General features: G+C 44.3%; 21 protein-coding genes. 18 read left to right on the plus strand and 3 right to left on the minus strand.

Going from position 1 to position 23,677, the window contains the following annotated elements:
- Positions 1 to 104: 104 nt before the first annotated feature.
- A complete protein-coding gene (fldB, locus tag OCV12_RS02325; protein WP_017630223.1) occupies positions 105 to 626 on the minus strand; it encodes a flavodoxin FldB in 522 nt (173 codons plus the stop codon).
- 150 nt (positions 627 to 776) lie between these two features.
- Here fldB and xerD point away from each other — a divergent pair, with 150 nt between their 5' ends.
- From xerD to OCV12_RS02370, 9 genes are all read left to right on the plus strand, one after another.
- Positions 777 to 1,691: a site-specific tyrosine recombinase XerD gene (gene xerD, locus OCV12_RS02330; protein ID WP_086712433.1), complete on the plus strand. Its 915-nt coding sequence runs from the start codon at positions 777 to 779 to the stop codon at positions 1,689 to 1,691.
- Between the two features lie 26 nt (positions 1,692 to 1,717).
- Positions 1,718 to 2,497: a thioredoxin fold domain-containing protein gene (locus OCV12_RS02335; protein ID WP_239830924.1), complete on the plus strand. Its 780-nt coding sequence runs from the start codon at positions 1,718 to 1,720 to the stop codon at positions 2,495 to 2,497.
- Positions 2,498 to 2,576: 79 nt separating this feature from the next.
- Positions 2,577 to 4,313, plus strand: a complete 1,737-nt coding sequence (gene recJ, locus OCV12_RS02340; protein ID WP_261885259.1) for a single-stranded-DNA-specific exonuclease RecJ — start codon at positions 2,577 to 2,579, stop codon at positions 4,311 to 4,313.
- Positions 4,314 to 4,549: 236 nt separating this feature from the next.
- Positions 4,550 to 5,648 (plus strand): peptide chain release factor 2 gene (prfB, locus tag OCV12_RS02345; protein ID WP_102300662.1). Its coding sequence is split into 2 segments (ribosomal slippage): positions 4,550 to 4,624 and positions 4,626 to 5,648, totalling 1,098 coding nucleotides; the frame shifts between segments, so codons are not numbered across the junction.
- Between the two features lie 80 nt (positions 5,649 to 5,728).
- Entirely contained in the window at positions 5,729 to 7,246 is a 1,518-nt protein-coding gene (gene lysS, locus OCV12_RS02350) for a lysine--tRNA ligase (protein WP_261885260.1), read from the plus strand.
- A gap of 271 nt (positions 7,247 to 7,517) precedes the next feature.
- Positions 7,518 to 8,858, plus strand: a complete 1,341-nt coding sequence (vpsR, locus tag OCV12_RS02355) for a cyclic-di-GMP-binding transcriptional regulator VpsR (protein ID WP_261885261.1) — start codon at positions 7,518 to 7,520, stop codon at positions 8,856 to 8,858.
- 132 nt (positions 8,859 to 8,990) lie between these two features.
- The gene (locus OCV12_RS02360; RefSeq protein WP_261885262.1) at positions 8,991 to 10,004 is read left to right on the plus strand and encodes an IS110 family RNA-guided transposase; all 1,014 of its coding nucleotides are present in this window, start codon (positions 8,991 to 8,993) and stop codon (positions 10,002 to 10,004) included.
- A 757-nt stretch (positions 10,005 to 10,761) separates the two neighbouring features.
- The gene (locus OCV12_RS02365; protein WP_261885263.1) at positions 10,762 to 11,013 is read left to right on the plus strand and encodes a DUF1127 domain-containing protein; all 252 of its coding nucleotides are present in this window, start codon (positions 10,762 to 10,764) and stop codon (positions 11,011 to 11,013) included.
- Positions 11,014 to 11,217: 204 nt separating this feature from the next.
- Positions 11,218 to 11,529 carry a DUF6482 family protein gene (locus OCV12_RS02370; protein WP_176681991.1) on the plus strand — a complete coding sequence of 104 codons (312 nt, stop codon included), beginning with the start codon at positions 11,218 to 11,220 and terminating at the stop codon, positions 11,527 to 11,529.
- A gap of 69 nt (positions 11,530 to 11,598) precedes the next feature.
- Here OCV12_RS02370 and mutH read toward each other — a convergent pair whose 3' ends face one another.
- On the minus strand, positions 11,599 to 12,264 hold the full coding sequence (mutH, locus tag OCV12_RS02375; protein WP_261885264.1) for a DNA mismatch repair endonuclease MutH: 666 nt from the start codon (positions 12,262 to 12,264) through the stop codon (positions 11,599 to 11,601).
- Positions 12,265 to 12,880: 616 nt separating this feature from the next.
- Here mutH and rppH point away from each other — a divergent pair.
- The 7 genes from rppH to OCV12_RS02410 all read left to right on the plus strand — a co-directional run bounded on the left by rppH (position 12,881) and on the right by OCV12_RS02410 (position 20,403).
- On the plus strand, positions 12,881 to 13,399 hold the full coding sequence (gene rppH / locus OCV12_RS02380) for an RNA pyrophosphohydrolase (protein WP_004739545.1): 519 nt from the start codon (positions 12,881 to 12,883) through the stop codon (positions 13,397 to 13,399).
- 2 nt (positions 13,400 to 13,401) lie between these two features.
- Positions 13,402 to 15,651, plus strand: a complete 2,250-nt coding sequence (gene ptsP / locus OCV12_RS02385; protein ID WP_261885265.1) for a phosphoenolpyruvate--protein phosphotransferase — start codon at positions 13,402 to 13,404, stop codon at positions 15,649 to 15,651.
- A gap of 8 nt (positions 15,652 to 15,659) precedes the next feature.
- Complete coding sequence (locus tag OCV12_RS02390) at positions 15,660 to 16,451, plus strand: sulfite exporter TauE/SafE family protein (protein ID WP_261885266.1); 792 nt, start codon at positions 15,660 to 15,662, stop codon at positions 16,449 to 16,451.
- A 56-nt stretch (positions 16,452 to 16,507) separates the two neighbouring features.
- The gene (gene lgt, locus OCV12_RS02395; RefSeq protein ID WP_017059338.1) at positions 16,508 to 17,329 is read left to right on the plus strand and encodes a prolipoprotein diacylglyceryl transferase; all 822 of its coding nucleotides are present in this window, start codon (positions 16,508 to 16,510) and stop codon (positions 17,327 to 17,329) included.
- A gap of 9 nt (positions 17,330 to 17,338) precedes the next feature.
- Positions 17,339 to 18,190, plus strand: a complete 852-nt coding sequence (locus tag OCV12_RS02400; protein WP_123302202.1) for a thymidylate synthase — start codon at positions 17,339 to 17,341, stop codon at positions 18,188 to 18,190.
- 124 nt (positions 18,191 to 18,314) lie between these two features.
- The gene (locus OCV12_RS02405; protein ID WP_261885267.1) at positions 18,315 to 19,709 is read left to right on the plus strand and encodes a winged helix-turn-helix domain-containing protein; all 1,395 of its coding nucleotides are present in this window, start codon (positions 18,315 to 18,317) and stop codon (positions 19,707 to 19,709) included.
- 217 nt (positions 19,710 to 19,926) lie between these two features.
- On the plus strand, positions 19,927 to 20,403 hold the full coding sequence (locus OCV12_RS02410; RefSeq protein WP_261885268.1) for a hypothetical protein: 477 nt from the start codon (positions 19,927 to 19,929) through the stop codon (positions 20,401 to 20,403).
- Between the two features lie 255 nt (positions 20,404 to 20,658).
- Here the strand turns inward: OCV12_RS02410 and OCV12_RS02415 are convergent, their stop codons facing one another.
- Entirely contained in the window at positions 20,659 to 21,804 is a 1,146-nt protein-coding gene (locus tag OCV12_RS02415; protein ID WP_017629800.1) for a Na/Pi symporter, read from the minus strand.
- A 390-nt stretch (positions 21,805 to 22,194) separates the two neighbouring features.
- Between OCV12_RS02415 and nhaR the strand changes: the two genes are divergently transcribed.
- Together nhaR and OCV12_RS02425 are read left to right on the plus strand one after the other, a co-directional pair.
- The gene (gene nhaR, locus OCV12_RS02420; RefSeq protein WP_261885269.1) at positions 22,195 to 23,085 is read left to right on the plus strand and encodes a transcriptional activator NhaR; all 891 of its coding nucleotides are present in this window, start codon (positions 22,195 to 22,197) and stop codon (positions 23,083 to 23,085) included.
- A 100-nt stretch (positions 23,086 to 23,185) separates the two neighbouring features.
- Entirely contained in the window at positions 23,186 to 23,479 is a 294-nt protein-coding gene (locus tag OCV12_RS02425; RefSeq protein WP_004735028.1) for an ArsR/SmtB family transcription factor, read from the plus strand.
- The last annotated feature ends 198 nt before the right edge of the window (positions 23,480 to 23,677 follow it).

Here is a 23,677-nt window from a genome sequence, read left to right on the forward strand (position 1 = left end):
AATAGTCACTAGACATAGAAAAGGCCTCATTACTTCGCAGTAATGAGGCCTTTTTGTATTCTGTGTGTTTCTATACGAACAGCTCTTCGAGAGCGAATATGCGCTTATAGCTTTTCGCTGTACTCAACCAGAACTTGTTCTACCCAGCTTGCGATACGATCGTCGCTGAGTTCGTATTGTGAATCTTCATCAAGCGCCAAACCAACGAATTGTGATTGGTCTTCGGTGAGAGCTTTAGACGCTTCGAACTCGTAGCTGTCATCGTTTGGCCAGAAGCCAACAAACTCTGCACCAGCGGTTTTCAGTTCGTCATGCAATAGACCCATCGCATCTAAGAACCATTCGCCGTAACCTTCTTGGTCACCCAAACCAAACAGTGCCACAACCTTGCCTTTAACTGGCGTTGTCGCGATGTCGTCCCACAGTTCATTCCAATCTTCTTGGATTTCACCGAAGTCCCATGTTGAGATGCCCAATAACAAAAGGTCGTAGTCTGCCATCAATGAGAGAGGGGTTTCTTTCACGTTATGGATATCAACTAGGTCTTCACCAATAATGCCGCGAATCTTTTCTGCTGCCATTTCTGTGTAGCAGGTGGTTGAGCCGTAAAATAATCCAATTTTCATAGCAAACGTTCGATTTTAATTTCAGATGGCGAATTCTAACCATAAATCGACTTCGATTGCAGCGATTATCCGCTCAAGTCGTAATTTTTATGGCATTCATATTTGCTCTGGCATACTCTCAAAACAGTTTCCAATATTGTGAGTAACACTATGCAGTCGCCTCAAGGGCAGAGCGCAGACCACGGTCTAGTTGAACAGTTTTTAGATGCTATGTGGATGGAGCGAGGGTTATCTGAGAATACGCTTGTCTCGTATCGTACCGATTTGTCCAAGCTACTTACCTGGATGGAACAGCACAATTACCGCCTCGATTTCATTAGCCTTTCAGGGCTACAAGATTATCAAGGCTGGTTAGCCGACGCTGATTTTAAGCAGACTTCTCGTGCTCGCATGTTGTCGGCAATTCGTCGCCTGTTTCAATATTTGCACCGTGAGAAAATCCGAGCGGACGACCCAAGCGCTTTATTGATCAGTCCTAAGTTGCCACAGCGCTTACCAAAAGATTTGAGCGAAGAACAAGTGGACGCCTTACTCGATGCGCCAGATCCGAACGATCCTATCGAGCTTCGCGATAAAGCCATGCTTGAGTTACTCTATGCAACCGGCTTACGTGTGACTGAACTGGTTAGTTTGACGATGGAAAACATAAGCCTAAGACAAGGCGTGGTGCGTGTTATTGGTAAGGGCGGAAAAGAGCGCTTGGTGCCAATGGGCGAAAATGCCGTGGATTGGATCGAGACTTTTATTGAACAAGGTCGTCCGCAGTTGCTTGGTGAAAACAGTTCAGACGTGGTTTTTCCAAGTAAGCGCGCCAAGCAAATGACCCGTCAGACGTTCTGGTACCGTATTAAGCATTACTCGGTTATCGCAGGTATCGATACTGAATTGTTGTCACCGCACGTATTAAGACATGCTTTTGCTACGCATTTACTGAACTATGGCGCAGATCTCAGGGTCGTACAGATGTTGCTTGGGCATAGTGACTTATCGACAACCCAAATTTATACTCACGTGGCGACTGAAAGGCTGAAGCAAATTCACGCGCAGCATCACCCTCGTGCTTAAATCCATTTATTTTTAAGGTGAACTTAATGAGCGTATTACGCCGTCTTCCTCTATTAGCGCTTCCTCTGATGATTACTGCATGTAACGCATCAGAAGCTAAAGTAGAACAAACATCAACAGCCGCAGAAGTTGCTCCAGCTCAAGCGATTGATACAGCAGCGTTAACTAAGCGTTTTGAGAAAATCGGTATCAAAGTTGATAAGATCGTTCCTTCAGATATCGATGGTCTGTTAGAGATTCAAACCAACAGCGGCATTATCTTCTCTTCTCCAAAAGGTGATCACTTTCTAGCGGGCACACTTTACTCTTTGGATGAGAATGGCAAATTCAGTGATGTATTGGCTGAGCGACAAGCGCCGCTTAATGCTGAAAAAGTAGCAGCACTGTCAGATACGGTTATCGAATATAAAGCGGATAACGAAAAGCACGTGGTGACTGTGTTTACGGATATTACGTGTGGTTACTGTGTTCGTTTGCACAGCCAAATGCAAGGCTACAACGACTTAGGAATTACCGTTCGTTACATGGCTTACCCGCGCCAAGGTGCTACGGGTCAAGTTGCAGACCAAATGGCAGCGATTTGGGCTTCTGAAGATCCAAAAGCAGCAATGCACAATGCGAAGGTGGAACGTCAGATGCCAGCATCAGGTAAAGACCTTGCTGAGCAGAAACAGATCATCGCAAAACAATACCAACTAGGCCGTGAGCTTGGTATCAATGGTACGCCAGCTATCGTATTAGAAAGTGGTGAGTTGGTGAGTGGTTACTTACCGCCAGCACAACTGCTTCAACGTTTAGAGCAATAATCTCGTTTTCTTATTGCCAATTTATCCCCCATGTTTTTGATTTAAGGAGTGGCCTGATTTATATCGGGCCCATTTTTATATGATAGAGATCCAACGCCGTCCTGAGGTCGACATTTCAGTTTTACCTGCTCATTTACCTGACTTGTTAAAGCGCATCTATGTGAGTCGTGGTATCGACAGTGCTGACCAACTTGAGACTGCTGCGAAAGGCTTGCACTCTTATCAGAAACTGGGCGGTATCGATGCTGCGGTTGAATTGTTGTTCAACGCGATTCAGCAGCAAAAACGCATCATCATTGTCGGTGACTTTGATGCCGATGGCGCGACCAGTTCAGCGTTATCAGTGCTTGCTCTGCGTATGTTGGGCAGCTCTAACGTCGATTATCTGGTCCCAAACCGTTTTGAAGATGGTTATGGCTTGAGCCCTGAGGTTGTCGAACAGGCAATCGAGCTTGGCGCTGAAGTGATAATGACGGTTGATAACGGGGTATCTTCGATTGAAGGTGTGCGTTTCGCCAAAGAGAAAGGGCTAGAAGTTCTGGTTACCGACCATCACTTACCGGGCAATGAACTGCCGATGGTTGATGCGATGGTGAACCCGAACCTTGAAAGCTGCGCTTTTCCTTCAAAAGCCTTAGCCGGTGTAGGAGTTGCGTTCTACCTGATGATGGCGCTGTGCGTTCACATGCGTAAACTGAATTGGTTTGCAGAACGCGGCATGACCGAGCCCAAGTTGATGGAGCTGATTGACCTTGTGGCATTGGGCACCGTAGCCGATGTGGTGCCACTCGATGAGAACAACCGCATCTTGGTACATCAAGGGTTGCAACGTATTCGTGCGGGTAAAGCTCGTCCGGGTATTCAAGCCTTGATTGAAATTGCCAAGCGAGACGCTAAGCGTTTAGTTGCTTCTGATTTTGGTTTTGCACTGGGTCCTCGTATTAACGCCGCTGGTCGATTGGATGACATGTCGTTTGGTGTTGAACTACTGATGAGCAACAACATCCACGCAGCGCGTCGTATGGCGAGTGAGTTGGATGGTTTGAACCAGACTCGTAAAGAGATCGAAGAGGGCATGAAGCAAGAAGCGATGGCTTTTTGTGAACGCCTTGAGTTTGGTAAAGACGACCTGCCTTCTGGTTTGGCTTTATTCCAACGTGATTGGCACCAAGGTGTAATTGGTATCTTGGCTTCGCGTATCAAAGACAAATACCACCGTCCAGTGATTGCATTTGCTGACGGCGGTGAAGGGACGATCAAAGGTTCGTGCCGTTCGATTCCGGGTTTACACATGCGTGACGCATTAGATCGCATTGATACTCAAAACCCAGGCTTGATTCTTAAGTTCGGCGGCCATGCGATGGCAGCGGGTTTAAGCATCATGGAAAAAGACTTTGAACGCTTTAGCAAACTGTTCAATGACGTGGTGAAAAAAGAACTGGGAGAAACGGCACTGAAAGGCATTATCTTGTCTGACGGTGAGTTGCTGCCTGAAGAGTTTTCGATGCACACCGCTGAAACGTTGCGTGCTGGAGGCCCGTGGGGACAAGCTTTCCCTGAGCCAATCTTCGACGGTGAATTTAAAGTGCTGCACCAAAAGTTGGTGGGTGAAAAGCACCTTAAACTGATGCTTGAGCCGTTATACAAAGGTCACCCAACTAATGTGATGATTGATGGTATTGCTTTTAACGTGGATTTGCGTCGCTGGCCTGATGCGTCAGTGAAAACAGTTCACCTTGCGTTTAAGCTCGATATTAACGAGTTTCGTGGCAACCAATCGCTGCAGTTGATGATTGATCATATCGAAGCTAAATAGCCGATTTTTGGCTGAATAATGTTAAACATTTAGCGCTAAATTCAACAAGCTCTGTACATAATGCAGGGCTTGTTTTCCTTCCAGTGATTGCCTGAATGGCATGATTTCCCCAGTGTTCAAAATTATATTCTTCTAAGTGATTGAATCTTGTTTCGAACCCCAAAAATTTCTGTATCTCCGTCACACTTTTGAGTACAATTCTCCGGTTAAATTCTACTCATAAATGATGAGCTAAAATGTTTGAAATCAATCCTATAAAAAACCGTCTGCAGGATGTGTCTGAGCGCACAAATATCCTGAGGGGGTATCTTTGACTATGACGCTAAGCAAGAGCGTCTAGAAGAAGTAAACGCAGAATTAGAACAACCGGATGTATGGAACGAACCTGAGCGTGCTCAAGCGCTAGGTAAAGAACGTTCTGCATTGGAAGCGGTAGTAGAAACGATCGACCAACTTGACCAAGGTGTTGAGGATGTTGATGGCCTATTAGAGCTTGCGGTTGAAGAAGAAGATCAAGAAACGTTTGACGAAATTGAACCAGAGCTGGCTGAGCTAGAAGCTAAACTAGAGAAGCTGGAATTCCGTCGTATGTTCTCTGGTGATCACGATGCATCAGATTGCTACATCGATCTGCAGTCAGGCTCGGGCGGTACAGAAGCTCAAGACTGGACTTCAATGATGTTGCGTATGTACTTACGTTGGGCAGATTCGAAAGGCTTCAAAACTGAAGTTATTGAAGTGTCTGATGGTGATGTTGCAGGCCTTAAAGGCGCAACGGTACGTATTTCTGGTGAGTACGCTTACGGTTGGTTACGCACAGAGACAGGTGTTCACCGTCTAGTTCGTAAGTCGCCATTTGACTCAAGTGGTCGTCGTCATACTTCGTTTGCATCTGCGTTTATCTATCCAGAGATTGATGACAACATTACGATCGACATTAATCCTTCTGACTTACGTATCGACGTATACCGTGCCTCTGGCGCTGGTGGTCAGCACGTAAACACCACTGAATCGGCGGTACGTATTACTCACGTTCCAACCAACACCGTGGTTCAATGTCAGAATGACCGTTCGCAGCATAAGAACAAAGATCAAGCGATGAAGCAGCTACGTGCTAAGCTTTTTGAACTTGAGATTCAAAAACAAAATGCTGAAAAACAGGCGAGCGAAGAAACGAAATCAGACATCGGTTGGGGCAGTCAGATCCGCTCTTACGTACTGGATGATTCTCGTATCAAAGATTTACGCACCGGCATCGAAAACCGTAATACTCAAGCGGTTCTTGACGGTGACTTAGACAAATTTATTGAAGCTAGCCTGAAATCAGGTCTGTAAGCTAACCAAGTATATTTGTAAAAATGCCTATATTTGCAAAGATATAGCGGTCCAAATTATAAAAGCAGGGTACATCTCTAATGACTGATGCTGTTCAAAACGAAAACGTACAAGAAGAAAACAAATTAATTGCTGAGCGTCGTAGCAAGCTGGATCACATCCGCCAAAACTGCAAAGCAAATGGTCACCCAAATGATTTCCGTCGTGAGCATCTAGCTGGCGATCTTCAAGCGGAATTCGGTGAGAAGACTAAGGAAGAGCTAGAAGAGCTTAACCACATCGTTGCGATCGCTGGTCGTGTTATGGCGAAGCGTGGTCCATTCCTTGCGATTCAAGAAACTTCTGGTCGTATCCAAACATACGCAGCGAAAGACGTACAAAAAGTACTGAAAGAGAAGTACCAAGGCCTAGATATCGGTGACATCATCGGTGTTAAAGGTGCGCTTCACAAATCAGGTAAAGGCGACCTTTACGTGAACATGGAAGAGTTTGAACTGCTGACTAAAGCACTTCGCCCTCTACCAGAGAAGTTCCACGGTCTAACTGACCAAGAGATGCGTTACCGTCAGCGTTACGTTGACCTAATCGTGAACGAAGATTCTCGCAATGCATTCATCGTGCGTTCTAAGCTTGTATCTTCAATCCGTAACTTCATGAGCGCTAAAGGTTACCTAGAAGTTGAAACGCCAATGATGCACGTGATCCCTGGTGGTGCGACTGCACGTCCATTCATCACTCACCACAATGCACTAGACATCGACATGTACCTACGTGTTGCACCTGAGCTTTACCTTAAGCGTCTAGTTGTGGGTGGTTTTGACCGTGTATTCGAGATCAACCGTAACTTCCGTAACGAAGGTCTGTCTCCACGTCACAACCCAGAATTCACAATGATGGAATTCTACCAAGCGTACTCTGACTACAAAGACCTTATGGATCTGACTGAAGAGATGCTAAGCACGGCAGCAATGGACGTTCTTGGTTCAACTTCTATGCCTTACGGTGACGAAACCGTTGAGTTCGGTGGCACTTACGCTCGTATGAGCATGTTCGATGCAATCAAACACTACAACCCTGAGCACGCTGAGATTCAAGCGCTAACAGAAGCAGACCTACAAGACCGTGAGAAGATGGTAGCTATCGCTAAATCTGTACACGTAGACGTAGAAACGTTCTGGACATGTGGTCAGCTTCTTGAAGAGATCTTTGGTGAAACGGCTGAGCCTCAGCTAATTCAACCAACGTTCATCACTGGCTACCCAGCGGACATCTCTCCTCTAGCTCGTCGTAGCGATGACAACCCGTTCTTCACAGACCGTTTTGAATTCTTCATCGGTGGCCGTGAAGTAGCGAATGGCTTCTCTGAGCTTAACGATGCTCAAGACCAAGACGAGCGTTTTAAAGCGCAAGTTAACGCGAAAGACGCGGGTGATGACGAAGCGATGTACTACGATGCAGACTACATTACTGCACTAGAACACGGCCTACCGCCAACAGCGGGTCAAGGTATCGGTATCGACCGTCTAGCTATGCTATTTACAAACACGCACACAATCCGTGACGTGATCTTGTTCCCGGCAATGCGTCCACAAGCGTAATTTTCGCTTAAGGGTCGTAGCAGCCCATAAAATTAAAAAGCCGCCTTCGGGTGGCTTTTTCTGTTTTTGTCCTCCAAAACCTAACCTGTACCGCACTCTTGATTCGAAAAATCATTATTTCTGACATAGTCTTACTATTGAGACAAAAAATCTAAGATAGTCTCACTACTATACGTCTCTGCGCTGAATACGATCTCGTGGCATTTTGTCGAACGATGAAGCAGTGACTCGTATTAGCCTGATTTAAATAAAAATAGAATAAGGAAGAAGGATGGGAACTCAATTTAAGATGGATTCCTTACCAGGTTCTCTTATCGTCGTTGGTGGTGCGTACGAACCCTGGTTATCTGTATTAGAACAAGTGGGTTGGCAATGCACCCAATGTGCAGATTTACGAAAAGCCGATGCCTTGATTGCTGACATTGGCCCATGCATTGGCATTGTCGATCTTAGCCATGATGAGTTCAGCCTCAACGGTATTGCTAACCTTGTGAGCAATAACAAACAGGTGAGATGGCTCGCCTTCATTCGTGAATCGCAATTAAGCTCTGATACGATCTGCCAGTTTATCGTTAACTTCTGTATCGACTTTTTCACGGCGCCAATCCCGGATGCTCAGCTATTGAGTACCATTGGTCACCAGTTGGGTATGCTTAAGCTTGAGCAGAAAGTATGGCCAAATTATGGCATTAACAACAATATGGGCCTACTGGGCGACTCTGTGGCTGTGAAGCGCTTGAGAGACCAAGTGAAGCGTATTGGGCCGACTGACGTCAGTATCTTAATTTACGGAGAGAGTGGGGCAGGCAAAGAGACGATTGCACGCTCGATTCATCAAAACTCTTCGCGAGCACAGAAACCATTTCTGACGGTGAATTGCCGCGCCTTGTCTGAAATGAGAATAGAAGCTGAAGTGTTTGGTATCTCAGCATCAACACAACAAGCGACAGCGCCATGTATGCTGGAAGAGGCCGATGGCGGAACCATCTTACTCAATGATGTGTTGGCGATGCCACGCAATCAACAACTGAACCTGCTGCGCTTTTTGCAGGAAGGAAAAATTGAAACAGCGAACGGACCAAAATCTGTCGATGTGCGTATTCTTGCTGCGAACTCTTCTGATATCGAAAAAGCACTGATTGAAGGTGACTTTAATGAAGAGCTTTACCACTACATCAATGTTCTGCGTATTCATGTTCCGAGCCTGAAAGAGCGTGTGAGTGATATTTCGGTATTGGCGAATCATTTCCTTCGTGAATACTCGAAAGAGTTTAATGCTCAGGCTAAGAGCTTTTCAGACGACGCTATTCGTTCGATGAATCGTTACCACTGGCCAGGCAACGTCCGTGAGTTGATGAACCAGATTAAGCGTGTTGTTCTGATGTCGGATGCGGTGATCATCGAAGATCACCAACTTGATTTACCAAAACAGAATGATGAACGCCGTAGCTTGAAAAGCATTCGTGAGCGTTCAGAGCGCGATGCATTGCTGATTGTATTGGAGTCTTATGGTGGACAGGTTTCGTTGGCGGCCAAGGAGCTTGGCGTATCACGAGCAACCATGTACCGTTTGCTAAATAAACACAGCCTTATTTCTGAGGGTGTTGTGTAGAGCTCTCTTCTAAGTCATTCAATCTGTTAGTGTAAATTTAAGAGCCACGCATCATGCGTGGCTTAATTATATGGTCCGCCTCACTCTCAAGCCCTTAAGCTTAGAGTAGGCTCTCAGAATGAGGTGAACCATATGTCTTCTATTCATATTTTAGGTATCGACCTAGGTAAACATTGCTTCCATGCTATCGCACATAACCGTTGTGGAGTGGAAGTGCTTCGTCGTAAATTTAATCGCAACCAACTTTTAATCTTTCTTAGTAAAATAGAACCAACAACTATTGCTTTCGAAGCCTGTGGCGGTGCTCATTGGCTTGCTCGAAAGTGTGGTGAACTTGGTCATCAACCCCGACTTATTCCTCCTCAGTATGTTAAGCCTTATGTCAAAGGCAATAAAAACGATTTCATTGATGCATCAGCGATCGCAGAGGCTGCGGGTCGACCGACTATGAGGTTTGTAGCTGTAAAAAGTGAAGAGGCTCAAGTCATCGCAGCGATTCATCGAGTCAGAGATAGTTATATCAAGGAGAGAACTGCCACTATGTCGCGGATCGGGGCGATCTTACTTGAGTTCGGCCTTAGCTTTCCCAAAGGACATGCAAAGATGAAGTCTCTGTTTCAATGGTTAGCAGAACAAACAGTCTCATTACCAAAAAGCTTGCTATGTGAATTGATATCTATCCACGAACATTACAAGTACCTTAATGAACAAATCAAAACTCAAGATAACAAGCTTCAAACTATTGTTAATAACAATGAAAGTGCTCAATTATTAAAAACTATCCCTGGAATTGGCGATCTTACCTCCACATTGTGTATTGCCGATGTAAGCTCTCCGAGTAACTTTACCAATGGCCGTGAGATGGCGGCTTGGTTGGGGCTTGTGCCAAGGCAATTTTCAACAGGAGGAAAGACCAAGCTACTTGGTATGAGTAAACGAGGGAATAAACACCTCAGAACTCTGTTTGTCCATGGAGCAAGGGCTGTACTCTCTAGGCTAGAGACGACAGGGAAAGTGTTTGGAGAGTGGCTTGTGAACCTACGAGCCACCAAACCATTTAATGTAGTGGTAGTCGCATTAGCCAACAAGCTAGTGAGGATAGCTTGGGCGGTGTTATACCACCGCCAAGCTTTTAAGGCTGTTTAGCTATAACCAAGTTTGCAACGCCAATGAACGTGATGACAAAAACGGTCAATCGGCCAGATTAAGAACCTGACACAAAAAATAGCAATCAATGCTTTAGGCTTTTTAAGGATAATCTGGCGCGGATATCATCGTGGAGCTGGGAAGCTAGTGCTCCCAACAAGGACTCCGAATACATTAGCGCAAACCAACTCCGTTATTACTTAATTGTAGTTGCAATAACGGGGCGGACCATACATTTTTGTTGCTAATCGCTGCGTTTATGCTCGAACAATCGAGAGATGAACTCTCAGTCACTAAGAGAGATATGCTGTGATTTTATATAATCATAGTGAATATCTTATATATAAATGAATATGCAACTGATATTTCAGGTGAATGCATTGTTTTGAAAATGTTAACCAATTATCGGTTGAATAATATACTCACTTGGTTAGACTTTAACCGTGAAAGCAGCGATTTAACAAAGACTTGTCTGCTTTTACTACCCATTTCTTTTTGGATTTTTTAGTTAGCTTGGAGGCGCAAATGAAACATTTCGATTTTATACAGCATATTTGCGCTTCGTTTGATCCGTGTTCTGACATGGTGACTGTTATGTCACAAACATCAGCCATGGCCGATCGAAACACCCAAGATAAACCTAACTAATAGATCCGTATCCTTATTTGGCTGCGGAAAAATAGCAGCTAAATGAGAAGCCCTCATACTATCTAACACGCTATTTTTCCTCAGTTTATTCAACAACTGGAGAGTTATTATGCGTCACTCAGTATATTTAAAATTAGCCACAGTCCTTATCCGTGCAGACCTTCGTCGTGAAGAGCGTGAATGGCAACGAAAAGTTCGTCGCAGTTCATATGATCTACCATGGAACAATACTCACTTATTAAGAGATATTGGTCTTGAAGTAGATGGTCGACCTATTGGTTTTTCTGAACCTGAAGTCGTTACTATTGAACGTCGACTACGTCACCTTCGTCGTGTCTTAAGTGCGCGAATACCGACGTAATCTGCGGGGTTGATAGCACCTTTCAACCCCTTAGATAAGTCACAGGGATAGTTATGGCGTCAAAAGTGTGAGCTTTTGAACTAGAACTGGCCAAAAAAGAGAAGCTCTTGCTTCTCTTTTTTGGTTTTTTAATCGAGAAAAATCAACACGCCCTAGTAAAGAAATAGAGTTCTACTAAGCTTTAGAGAGCAAGGGAGGCCGGCTATGCAAAAGCATCAATTAGACATGTGGTTACATGGAGAGCACAAAGACTCTTATCAGACACCTAAAGTGTACGTTATTGGTTGTTCTGATATCTCAGAGTATCTATTGGCGGTGGAGTACAAACACAAGCTAGAACCAGTAAAGCAAGACGGCGAGCCGCTTCACTTTGGATCCTTGGATCAAGTGAAAGAGGAGTTACTCCGGCTCGGCTTTGAAAAGGCCTACCTTCGCTTGCACAACGCGTATGATGAGTTTGGTAGTGAGCCAAGTCAAAGCTACTGCGATATTGAACTGGCGCTCAAACCTCATTAGAACTCGTTTCTTATTTCCGACGGTTGATAACACATTGATCATCCGATCTTTGAGGTCCGTTAAAGCGATCTATGCGTAGTGTGTCGTCAGCAATTTGTGGGTGAATTGAGTTCTTAGGTAAAAACCACGCGGTTTAGTCTTGATGGGTTTTCCACTTGCACCGTAAGCTTCCGTTAACACTCGGCTGTTGGCGGCTTTTGGTCGTAGATGTAGCGCTTCACCGTGCCTTGCTGTTATCTGTTCAACATTGCCTAACACGATCAATTCCATCAGTTCTTCCCAATCCCTTTTTAGAAGCTCGTTTTCAGCCTCGCTTGGTGTCCATAGCAAAGGGGATCCTACATGCCTTTCTGCCAATGGGATCTCTCTTTCTCCCTCGACAGGGATCCACAACACTTTGGATAGCTTGTTACGAACGTGACTGGTTTCCCAAGTAATGCCTTGCACACCCATTAGTGGAGCGACACAAACAAACGTGGTTTCGAGCGGCTTTCCAGAGTAGCCAATCGGAATGCTTTTGAGCTCAATACCTAGCTTCGCAAAATCTTGTTCTGGCTTACTGCCAGCAGGTGCGCCTAAGTGCCATTCCAAAAGCTGTCCAACCCAGCCTTTATCACGCTTTAGGTCGTTCGGCATGTCCATTTCAGCTTCGTCAGCGAGCTCTTTGAAAGTCATTCCGGCAATCGCGTAGGCTCTGTCTAAAAGCTCTTGTTGTGTTTGTGGTTCTGGTTTCATAATAAAAGGCATGATCAAAAAAATGATTTTATCAGAAGTTATCACCATATGACGACTGGTTAAGAAATGATCTCATTGCGACTAAAGGGATCAAAGTCAGGGTTATCCACAGGACATGAACGTAATTAATTGAAATATTAATTTAGTGGATAAATAAACAGGGGTTTGTGGTGGATAAAATGCTTGCCAAACAGGGGTTAAAATGAATCTTTCCATTACCAGTGTGGATAAACACCGGAGTGGTTGATCTTTAACCACGTTCTAATTTTAAAAGATCTTTTTCATTTATCTTGTTTCTGAAAATTGATTTTTATCTTTAACTATCTGATTTTAAATTAATTTAAATTTAATTCATAGATTGGTTGTTTTGGGTGTTGATGAATCTATGGATTAAAAAAAACGATTGCGGGTAATTCTTCACATAGTTATTCACAGAAAAGGTGAATAAATGTGGTCTATGTCTCACTATTGTGTGGGTAACTAAAATTTGAACAAAACTTATCCATATTCTTAGTTAATATTCATAAATATAGCGCTTATCACGTCACTAAGTTTGCTCCGATTGGGGATATGTGGAAAAATCAGTGTAATTAAAAATTTAGATAGAGGTTGGCCAGTGATAGATGGCGATGGTTACCGATTAAATGTTGGTATTGTAATCTGTAACAATCATGGTCAGGTCTTCTGGGCTAAACGATACGGACAACATTCATGGCAATTTCCTCAAGGGGGAATAGATGAAGGTGAGACTCCGGAACAGGCAATGTACCGCGAGTTGTATGAAGAGGTTGGCCTTACTAAAAAGGATGTAAAGATCGTCGCGACAAGTCGTCATTGGTTACGCTATAAGCTACCCAAACGACTGGTTCGATGGGATTCGAAACCTGTCTGTATTGGACAAAAACAGAAGTGGTTCCTTTTGCGCTTAGATTGCGATGAATCGCGTATCAATATGCAGCGTGGAAGTACACCTGAGTTTGATGGTTGGCGTTGGGTGAGTTACTGGTACCCAGTTCGACAAGTTGTTTCTTTCAAGCGAGATGTTTACCGTCGAGCGATGAAAGAATTCGCATCTTTAGCAATGCCGTTTAAAGAGCGAAAAACAAAAGGAAAACGCAAATTGCGTAGAGGTTAAGCATGCTCAGTCAACTAAGGGAAATAGTTGAACACGTATCAAGAGTTGAAGATGTGTCGACGGCACTTGATATTTTAGTTAAAGAGACATGCAGTGCGATGCAGACGGAATGTTGCACCGTGTATTTAGCCAATAATGATATGCAGCGCCTTGAGTTGATGGCAACTCAAGGCCTGATCTTTGAAGGCAATAGTATCCACATTGGTTTTGACGAAGGTCTGGTTGGCCTTGTTAAGCGAAGTGCGGAACCTATCAACCTTGCACAAGCGTCTGCTCACCCTGCTTATAAGTTTTTTCCAGAGCTTGGAGAAAACGTCTATCACTCTTTTCTTGGTACTCCGATCATCCATCGCAAGCAAGTGCTTGGCGTATTGGTTATTCAGCAGAAATCCCCGCGTTTATTCAGTGAGATGGAAGAGTCCTTCCTTGTCACGCTCTCAGCACAACTTGCGGTTATTGTGGCGCACGCCCAAACTCAAGGCCATTGGCTATTAGAGCAACAGAAGCTACCTGCAACTAAAGGTATTGCTGCCTCATCGGGTGTCGCGATTGGTGATATTTGGTGGGACAACACACAGCCTGAATTAACGGATGTGTACCCAGCATCGACACTCAACATCGAAAGAGAGCAAGAGTTGTTGGCGGTCGCGGTCGAGAAAGCCCTCAATGACTTTAAGCGTATGCGAAAGCGCTTAGACAGCGAAATTAATAAAGACGCATTGGCGATCTTTGACCTGTTTACTCACTTACTCAACGATCCTATGTTGCGTAAGGATCTAAAGAGCCAAATTCAAAAAGGCGATAAAGCCGATTGGGCATTAAGACAAGTGGTTGAGAGTTATTCCAACCGCTTTGCTCGCATGTCTGATGTTTATCTTCGTGAGAGAGCGCAAGACATCCGAGAACTCGGACAAAGGCTGCTGTATTTCCTCCATAACTCTGAATACGAGCTACGCACCTTAGATAAACCTATTATTCTGGTGGTTCGTGAATTAACGGCTTCAGTATTAGCGTCGATTCCAAAAGAGAAGCTGTTGGCAGTGATCTCCTTGGAAGGGGCGGCGAACTCGCACGCTGCGATCTTATCTCGCGCTCTTGGCATTCCTTCGGTAATGGGGGTTAACCTCAACCTCGTTCAAGCGAATGGCAAGCAAGCGATTGTTGACGGGTACAGTGGTGAGATCTTTATTGAGCCGACGAAGAACCTACTCAAAGAGTATAAAGGGCTGATTCTTGAGGAGAGTGAGCTCTCTTCTATGGTTAACCGAGAACTGTATCTACCAGCCAAAACGCAAGATGACCAGCAGGTCGAGATTTTGCTTAATGCGGGTTTGAGTGCCGATACTAATATAGCTATCAACCAAGGAGTTGATGGAGTCGGGCTGTACCGAACGGAAATATCTTTCTTGTTGCAACAAAGGTTTCCGTCAGAAGACGAACAGTTCAAACAGTATCGTTCTGTACTGGCAAGTTATCCTAAGAAGCAAGTGGTGATGCGTACGCTCGATATCGGTGGTGATAAGGCCTTACCTTACTTCCCTATCGAAGAGGACAACCCATTCCTTGGTTGGCGTGGTATTCGCTTTACGCTCGATCATCCTGATATCTTTATTATTCAGTTACGCGCCATGTTGCGTGCAAGTTGTGAGAGCCACAACCTAAGTATTTTGCTACCGATGATCTCCGGTGCTCAAGAGCTCGATGACGCGTTACAGCTGATTGAACAAGCCTATGACGAAGTGCACGAGCTTGATAACCGAGTGCGTATGCCACGCATTGGTATCATGATCGAAGTTCCATCAATGCTTTATTTGTTGCCGCTGATTGCGGATAAGGTCGATTTTGTTTCTGTCGGTACCAATGACTTAACCCAATATTTATTGGCCGTTGATCGGAACAATTCACGAGTCTCCGATGTCTATGAATCAATGCACCCTGCGGTGATCATGGCATTAAAACAAATTCATGATACTTGTAAGCAGTATCAATTACCCGTGTGTATTTGTGGAGAGTTAGCCGGTGATCCAATGGGCGCACTGTTACTGATTGGGTTGGGGTATCAGACACTAAGTATGAATACCTCGAATGTGGCCAGAACCAAATATTTGATTCGTCAATCTAACTTGGGTGAATTACAGGATTTGGCAAATAAGGCACTTTCAAAACCGTATGGTAGTGACATCTATAGTATGATGCTGAACTATTTCGAAGAGCGTGAATTTACAGGCTTCATTCGAGCAGGTAAAAAATAGGATTTAACGTGTCATATGAACTTATAGGCTTGTTAGCAGGCCTTGGTGCTGTTGTTGGTGTTTTAGCTGGCTTGCTAGGCATTGGTGGTGGTTTGCTGGTGGTTCCTGCCTTACTGTTTTTGCTTCCTAAAGCGGGTATCCCTCAAGAGTTTGCAATGCAAATGGCACTGGCTACGTCGCTATCTACCATCATTGTTACGTCAGGATCGTCTGCGATTAACCACTTAAAGTTGGGTAACGTGGATATCTTTGTCGTTAAGTGGTTAATGCCAGGAGTGGTTGTCGGTGGTTTCCTCGGTTCTTTTGTGGCCGAAGTGATTCCGGCTCAGTATCTGCCAAAAGTATTCGGTATGATCGTGTTGGTGTTGGCTTTGCAAATGCTATTGTCGATTCGCTCTAAGAGTCAGAAGGCGATGCCAGGTTCAGCTAAAACCATGTTATGTGGCGGCGGTATTGGTTTGGTATCAAGCTTAGCGGGTATTGGTGGCGGATCGTTGTCTGTACCTTTCCTTAACCATCACGGTGTGGAAATGCGCAAAGCGGTTGGCTCATCTTCGGTGTGTGGCTGTGTTATTGCGATCTCGGGAATGCTCGGTTTCATCTGGCATGGTTCTTCTGTCGATGATCTACCTGCATTTAGCTTAGGCTATGTTTATCTTCCGGCTTTGATTGCGATATCTTGTACTTCCGTTCTGACGACGCGAGTGGGTGCGAAGTTGGCTACTCAATTGCCAACCCCTGTGTTGAAGAAATTCTTTGCGGTATTTTTAATGTTTATAGCAGCCACAATGTTGCTGTAGTGTCTTTTCTGTTAGCTGTGAGCTAACCGTTGATCAATTTAGATAGAGAGCCAAGTATGTCTCAGGGTTTTATCGAATTCCCAAATATCGATCCTGTTCTTATTGAACTAGGACCAATCTCAGTTCGTTGGTACGGCCTAATGTACCTCGTCGGTTTTATGTTTGCTCTTTGGTTAGCAAATCGCCGAGCTGATCAGCCAGGTAGTGGTTGGACTCGTGAGCAAGTATCAGATTTACTGTTTGCTGGCTTTCTAGGTGTGGTTCTTGGTGGTCGTATTGGCTACGTACTTTTCTACAACTTTGACCTTTTCTTAGCAGACCCACTTTACCTATTTAAGGTATGGACTGGCGGCATGTCTTTCCATGGTGGTTTGCTTGGTGTTATCACCGCAATGTTTTGGTATGCGAAAAAGAACGGTCGCACCTTCTTTGGTGTAGCAGACATGATTGCGCCATTAGTACCATTTGGTTTAGGTATGGGCCGTTTAGGTAACTTCATGAACAGCGAGCTTTGGGGCCGTGTGACTGACGTGCCATGGGCTATCGTGTTCCCGAATGGTGGTCCACTTCCTCGTCACCCATCTCAGCTTTATGAAATGGCGCTTGAAGGTATTGTTCTGTTCTTCATCTTGAACTGGTTTATTAAAAAGCCGCGTCCTCTTGGTTCTGTATCAGGATTATTCCTAGCAGGATATGGTACATTCCGTTTCTTAGTAGAATACGTACGTGAACCAGATGCTCACCTTGGCTTGTTCGGTGGATTTATCTCGATGGGACAAATCCTGTCACTGCCAATGGTTATTATCGGTGTGCTGATGATGGTTTGGGCATACAAACGCGGTCACTACAAAGACGAATTACCACAACAAACGAAGTAAGGAATTGGTGTGAAACAGTATTTAGATCTCTGTCAGCGTATCGTTGATGACGGTACTTGGATTGAAAATGAACGTACGGGCAAGCGCTGCCTAACCGTGATCAATGCTGACCTGGAATATGATGTTGGTAATAACCAGTTCCCTCTAGTCACAACGCGCAAAAGTTTCTGGAAAGCGGCGGTTGCTGAACTGCTTGGCTACATCCGTGGTTACGATAATGCTGAAGACTTCCGCAAACTAGGCACAAAAACTTGGGATGCGAACTCTAACTTGAACGAAGCATGGCTGAACAATCCTTACCGTAAGGGTGAAGATGACATGGGCCGTGTTTATGGTGTTCAAGGTCGTGCATGGGCAAAGCCTGATGGCGGTCATATCGACCAACTGAAGAAGATTGTTGATGATCTAACGAACGGTATTGATGACCGTGGTGAGATCTTAAACTTCTACAACCCAGGCGAGTTCCACATGGGGTGCTTGCGTCCGTGTATGTACAGCCACCACTTCTCTCTACTTGGTGACACTCTGTACCTAAACAGCACTCAACGCTCTTGTGACGTACCGCTAGGCCTGAACTTCAACATGGTTCAAGTTTATGTGTTCTTGGCTATCATGGCGCAAATCACTGGCAAGAAACCGGGTGTGGCTTACCACAAGCTTGTGAATGCTCATATTTACGAAGATCAACTTGCACCTATGCGTGATATTCAGTTGAAGCGTGAGCCTCTAGTTGGCCCAACATTCCATATCAACCCTGAGATTAAGTCTCTAGAAGATTTGGAAACGTGGGTAACGATGGATGACTTCTGGGTTGAAGGTTACGAATGCCACGAAGCGATTAAGTACCCGTTCTCGGTTTAATCTTATCCGCTTTGTTTGATAGAAAGGCTGCCACTGTGCAGCCTTTTTTATTTGCAATGCTTGGCTTGCTTACTATTTATAAAACCAATAATCTTGTGGGGTCTTTTCTAACTACAGAACAGCTATGACTCGCTCGCATTGCTTCGTATTGCAACACGAATATCCTATTTCTTTTTACCCAGAGAAGAATCAGTTGGTGATTGATAGTGAAGAGATTCATTTAGAGCCATTGCAAGCAAAGCTGCTCAGCTATTTCATCGAAAAGCGTGGGCTGGTGGTGAGTACGCAACAGATCGCTAACGATGTGTGGCAAAGAACTCACGTATCCGACAATTTGGTCAGACAGGTCATCAGTTTGTTGCGCAGTCAACTTCAGGATAAGTCTCGTCCGTATCGGATTATTCAGACGATACCTAAACAAGGTTATCTGTTTGATATTGAAGTAACTCAGCCGAGCGTTAAATTTATGTCTGCCGAAAAGACTTCTCTATCTGCGACTGCAACTCTCGCTCCTTATTACAAAAAGAAAATCATCACCCTCACTGTAACCGCAGTATTAGCGGTTGGCGTAACTGTAGCTTGGGTATGGAACAATGACTTCCAAACTAATGACCCTATGGTTATTACTGCACGCCAGGCTGATGTGATTCCCGTTTATATCCATGACATCACCCTCGATTCGGCGAATAATTATGAGATGTCGGAAAGTGTCTATAACTATCTTTTTTACGGGTTGAACTCAGCTAAAAATCTATCAGGTTACCACTTCTCTCAGCTATCTAAACAAGGCAGGCAATCACTTGCCAACAATGGTGTCGAACTCAAAAGTTGGCTCAAGAAAAAGGATGGGGATTATGTACTGAATGTGCTGGTACAAAACAACAGTCACCCTAACCAAAGACAGAAAGTAGAAAAGAGCTTTAGCCAAGATAATTTCTTTGATGCCATTGGGGATGTCATCCTTGAGATTAAAGCAATTATTGCGCCTATGGGGTCTGAGTATGGCGTAGCGAGTCATCGAGTGACCTCTATTGAGAGCTACGATGATTGGAGTGTTATCTCTGAGGGGATATCGCTTTTTTACCAAGGCAAAGGTGGTCAGCCATTTGAAGACATAGCGGTTCAGTTGAATGGGATTCAACAGCAAGGGCGAGACAACTATCTAGTCAATGCCTTACTTTCGTATTCGGAGTCTTTGGCTTATTTGCAAAACAGTGAGCAAGAAGATCGCGAACGCGCTCTGCAATTGGCAAAGCAAGCCTTTGAGATGAATCCACGTTGTGATATTGCCAATCTTACTCTGGGGCTAGCTTTGTTAATCAACCAACATGCCAATCAAGCTTTCCCTTACCTTTCTTATGCTGCTGAAAGTACACCGAGCCCAATCAGCTTTTATCTGCTTAGTGTGGCTGACAAGCTGTCGGACAACCCAAAAGGCTCGCAATACAACTATCAGCGCTATACTGACGTAAAAAAAGAGCATACAGGTCAACTGTTTGATCTTATTGAATCTTTATAAAAAACAAACCTTTCCTAAACCGTGAAATACGTTTTCAAGTGAACGTGTTTCGTGAGAGCTGATTGCAACGGTATTTCTATAAAACTCACTTGTACCAACTAGCTTCTCAACATGTTTGATTACTGTTTGGACTCAAGCTCAATTGCCTTGCATCAAGCGTAATGACATCGACTTCCACATACTGGTCACCAAATCATTCATTATTTGGGATAAACACATGTTGAAGAAGTTTGCTTTTCAGATCATTCCTATTCAGATCTTCTTATTCGTTTTTTGGTTCAAAAATGGCTTTATCGATAAAGTGATGGGCGTGCTACTTGGCTTTATCACGCCAGATACTGCTTATGCGGGAGATACCTGGGCAGGCTGGAAAGGCTATATTGTCGGTACTTGGGACAAAAGCCAAGTCGGTCACGTTTTACTGAGTCCAACGTTCGACTTTATGTTTCCGATTCTAATTGCTTTGCAATGTGTGCCGTTTTTATTGGTTATTCGCTCGGTACTTGGTGGTGAGTTCATGGTTGGTAAAGAACGTCCGTGGTTGCTTTATGCCGCCTTTGCTTCTCTGTTTGTGACTGCTTGTATGGCTTTCACTCAAACTATCACTGGCGCAAGCGATGGACAGTATCTATGGCAATTTATCGGCTTTGGCATGGTCGCTATTATGTACTTGCGTAATGAGCAAGGTAAGTAGGGTAGCTAGATACGAGTAAACGGGATTCGAGATGCGAAGAGCAAAGCCTCCGTCATTCCCTAGACCGACGAAGGAGGGAGTTGGGAATCTCTTGATGCAATACGGTTGATTACTTACCACAATCGTTTCTGTATCTGCTTTTGCTTTTGCTTTTGCTTTCGTTACTCGTTCACTCGAATCCCGTATCTGTTCCAAAAAAGAAAAAGCCCGCAACCAAGGTTGCGGGCTTTGTTATAAGCGATGTTTGTTTTGCTGTTAAGCGGTAAGAGCTAACACGCTACCAGGCAGTACAAGGAATACCGCAACAAGGTAACCAGCCACTACAGCTTTGTTCTTCACAGCCATGTCTGAAATCAAGTCAGCTGCTTTAACTGGTAGTTCACGTAGGAACGGAATACCGAAGATGAATACCGTTGCCATGATGTTGAACACCAAGTGTACTAGAGCAATCTGTAGTGCGAATACTGCGAACTCACCAGATACTGCTGTTGCTGCAAGTAGAGCGGTAATACATGTACCGATGTTTGCGCCCAGAGTGAATGGGTAAACGTCACGCACTTTAAGAACACCTGAACCTACTAGCGGAACCATCAAGCTTGTTGTCGTTGAAGAAGACTGAACAAGGATAGTAACGATAGAGCCAGAAGCGATACCGTGGATTGGACCACGACCGATTGCGTTCTTTAGAATCTCACGAGCACGGCCAACCATTAGGCTCTTCATTAGCTTACCCATTACAGTGATAGCTACGAAGATAGTCGCGATACCAAGAACGATAAGCATGATGCCGCCAACAGTGTCGCCAAATGTTGATAGTGGCTCTTTAATCGCGCTTACTACAGGTTTAGTGATTGGCTTGATGAAGTTAAGACCCTTCATGCTCATATCACCTGTTGCTAGCATTGGAGACACTAACCAGTGAGAAATCTTCTCTAGAATACCAAACGCCATCTCTAGTGGTAGGAAGATAGCAACGGCTAATAAGTTAAAGAAGTCGTGAATGGTCGCACTTGCGAACGCACGCTTAAACTCTTCTTTACAACGAACATGACCAAGACTAACTAGCGTATTGGTTACCGTAGTACCAATGTTTGCACCCATGATCATAGGGATTGCTAGCTCAACAGGTAAACCACCTGCCACAAGGCCAACGATAATTGAAGTAACTGTACTTGATGACTGAATAAGTGCTGTTGCCACTAAGCCAATCATTAAGCCTGCAACTGGGTGTGAAGCAAATTCAAAAAGAACCTTTGCTTGCTCGCCTGTTGCCCATTTGAAGCCTGTACCAACCATTGAAACTGAAAGTAATAGTAGGTAAAGCATGAATGCCAAGTTAGCCCAGCGTAGCCAACGAGTTGTGCTCGAGATAGGCGCTGCTGCAGTAGTAGCTTGGTTCATAATGTTTTCTCCATTGGACCGTTTAAGTCTGTGTTTGGTCTGTTTGTTTAATCTGAGCGTGATGTTAGAGGGGAAATATTTCAGTAATATTACATTTTGGTTTAGGTAAGACTTTTTTGTGATGATTTACTCTTTAAATATTCCTATATCTAATGTGGTTATTTTAAGTGTCTGTTTTTAAATGAATTTAAAGGGTGTTTCTATAGGTGATATAGATCTTAAAAGTTAGAAAAAAATTGAAAATAATCGCTCAAATATTACATTATGAAATCACACACTTCGAAAAAATAAGTGGTAACAAGGGTTTAAGTTAGGTTTTTCCGAGCTTGTTGAGTGGGAGTGTCATATTTGATATAAAAGGGTATCTACTCCTTTTATTACGGCACACCTATGTCGCACCTCAACTATAACCATCTTTATTACTTCTGGATGGTCTGCAAGCAAGGCTCTGTTACCAAAGCGGCAGAAGCTTTATTTCTCACTCCTCAAACGGTAACTGGTCAGATAAAAGCATTAGAAGAGCGAATGGACGGCAAGCTGACCAAGCGCAATGGGCGTAGTGTTGAGCCAACAGAGCTTGGGCAGCTGGTCTTTAAGTATGCTGACCGTATGTTTGGCCTGAGTTATGAAATGCTCGATATCGTGAATTACAGCCAGCACTCCAATATTCTGTTTGATGTGGGTGTAGCGGATGCGCTGTCAAAAAGGCTCGTGAGCAAGATCTTAATGTCGACGATTCCAGAAGATAACAGTATCCACCTTCGCTGTTTTGAATCGACTCACGAAATGCTGCTTGAGCAACTCTCTCAACATAAGCTAGATATGATTTTGTCTGACTGTCCGGTGGACTCTAGCCAAAGCCCGGGCTTGTTTAGTAAGAAGCTAGGAGAGAGTGGCATGAGTTTTTTCAGTTCAGGCAAGGTTGAAGCAGTTAACTTCCCAGCAGTATTAGAACAAAGGAAGCTTTTGATCCCCGGTAGCCGAACCTCTATGGGGCGTAAAGTGCTGCAGTGGTTTGATAGGCAAGGGCTTAAACCTGATATTTTAGGTGAGTTTGATGATGCGGCATTGATGAAGGCTTTTGCTCGTTATCATCATGACGCTATTTTCTTGGCTCCGACGCTGTATATGTCTGAAGTGGAAGAAGATACGTCGCTGCAATTATTGGGTGGTATTGAAGAGCTAAAAGAGGAGTACTACGTCATATTTGCTGAGAGGATGATCCAACATCCAGCAGTTAAAAACGTATGTGACGCAGATTTTAGCAAATTGTTCGAGTGAGATAGTTTGTTAATGAATTGATATCGATTATCATAACTCCGCAATATGCCGGAAATACTGATAGCCCGTAGTTGGCACAAAGGTTGTAGGGAGCCAAACTATGAACTTAAAAGAGATGGAGAAGAACTCAGCACAAGCTGTGATTCTACTCAAAGCCATGGCCAACGAGCGTCGCTTACAGATCTTATGCCTATTACATGGTACTGAACTGTCGGTTGGGGAGTTGTGCGGCAAGTTGGAACTGAGTCAGTCTGCTTTATCTCAACATCTTGCTTGGTTGAGAAGAGATGGTTTGGTCGAAACTCGCAAAGAAGCTCAGACTGTGTATTACACATTGAGCAGTGAAGAAGTAAAAGCGATGATTAACCTACTGCATGGTATTTACTGCAAGTAGCTTATTACTGATGAGGGAGATGATTTCTTGTCAGGGATAAGGTCGACACAAGGAAGTGTCAGTATTTCACGTCGAACGTTAATCCTGAACAGCTTGCTTTCCGATCGGCTTATTCTGTTTATTGAAAAGCAGGTTCGGTGAATAAACAAAACTGTTTCAATGAGTAAAGTCGCTTTTAGTAAGTAAATAGCAGCGTTA

This window comes from Vibrio pomeroyi (genome assembly GCF_024347595.1).
In the GTDB taxonomy this organism is placed as follows: domain Bacteria; phylum Pseudomonadota; class Gammaproteobacteria; order Enterobacterales; family Vibrionaceae; genus Vibrio; species Vibrio pomeroyi.

Excerpts from the sequence above, each read along its gene's own strand:
- fldB (WP_017630223.1), bottom strand. The coding sequence starts at position 626 with ATGAAAATTGGATTATTTTACGGCTCAACCACCTGCTACACAGAAATG.
- xerD (WP_086712433.1), top strand. The coding sequence starts at position 777 with ATGCAGTCGCCTCAAGGGCAGAGCGCAGACCACGGTCTAGTTGAACAG.
- OCV12_RS02335 (WP_239830924.1), top strand. The coding sequence starts at position 1,718 with ATGAGCGTATTACGCCGTCTTCCTCTATTAGCGCTTCCTCTGATGATT.
- recJ (WP_261885259.1), top strand. The coding sequence starts at position 2,577 with ATGATAGAGATCCAACGCCGTCCTGAGGTCGACATTTCAGTTTTACCT.
- lysS (WP_261885260.1), top strand. The coding sequence starts at position 5,729 with ATGACTGATGCTGTTCAAAACGAAAACGTACAAGAAGAAAACAAATTA.
- vpsR (WP_261885261.1), top strand. The coding sequence starts at position 7,518 with ATGGGAACTCAATTTAAGATGGATTCCTTACCAGGTTCTCTTATCGTC.
- OCV12_RS02360 (WP_261885262.1), top strand. The coding sequence starts at position 8,991 with ATGTCTTCTATTCATATTTTAGGTATCGACCTAGGTAAACATTGCTTC.
- OCV12_RS02365 (WP_261885263.1), top strand. The coding sequence starts at position 10,762 with ATGCGTCACTCAGTATATTTAAAATTAGCCACAGTCCTTATCCGTGCA.
- OCV12_RS02370 (WP_176681991.1), top strand. The coding sequence starts at position 11,218 with ATGCAAAAGCATCAATTAGACATGTGGTTACATGGAGAGCACAAAGAC.
- mutH (WP_261885264.1), bottom strand. The coding sequence starts at position 12,264 with ATGAAACCAGAACCACAAACACAACAAGAGCTTTTAGACAGAGCCTAC.
- ptsP (WP_261885265.1), top strand. The coding sequence starts at position 13,402 with ATGCTCAGTCAACTAAGGGAAATAGTTGAACACGTATCAAGAGTTGAA.
- lgt (WP_017059338.1), top strand. The coding sequence starts at position 16,508 with ATGTCTCAGGGTTTTATCGAATTCCCAAATATCGATCCTGTTCTTATT.
- OCV12_RS02405 (WP_261885267.1), top strand. The coding sequence starts at position 18,315 with ATGACTCGCTCGCATTGCTTCGTATTGCAACACGAATATCCTATTTCT.
- OCV12_RS02410 (WP_261885268.1), top strand. The coding sequence starts at position 19,927 with ATGTTGAAGAAGTTTGCTTTTCAGATCATTCCTATTCAGATCTTCTTA.
- OCV12_RS02415 (WP_017629800.1), bottom strand. The coding sequence starts at position 21,804 with ATGAACCAAGCTACTACTGCAGCAGCGCCTATCTCGAGCACAACTCGT.
- nhaR (WP_261885269.1), top strand. The coding sequence starts at position 22,195 with ATGTCGCACCTCAACTATAACCATCTTTATTACTTCTGGATGGTCTGC.
- OCV12_RS02425 (WP_004735028.1), top strand. The coding sequence starts at position 23,186 with ATGAACTTAAAAGAGATGGAGAAGAACTCAGCACAAGCTGTGATTCTA.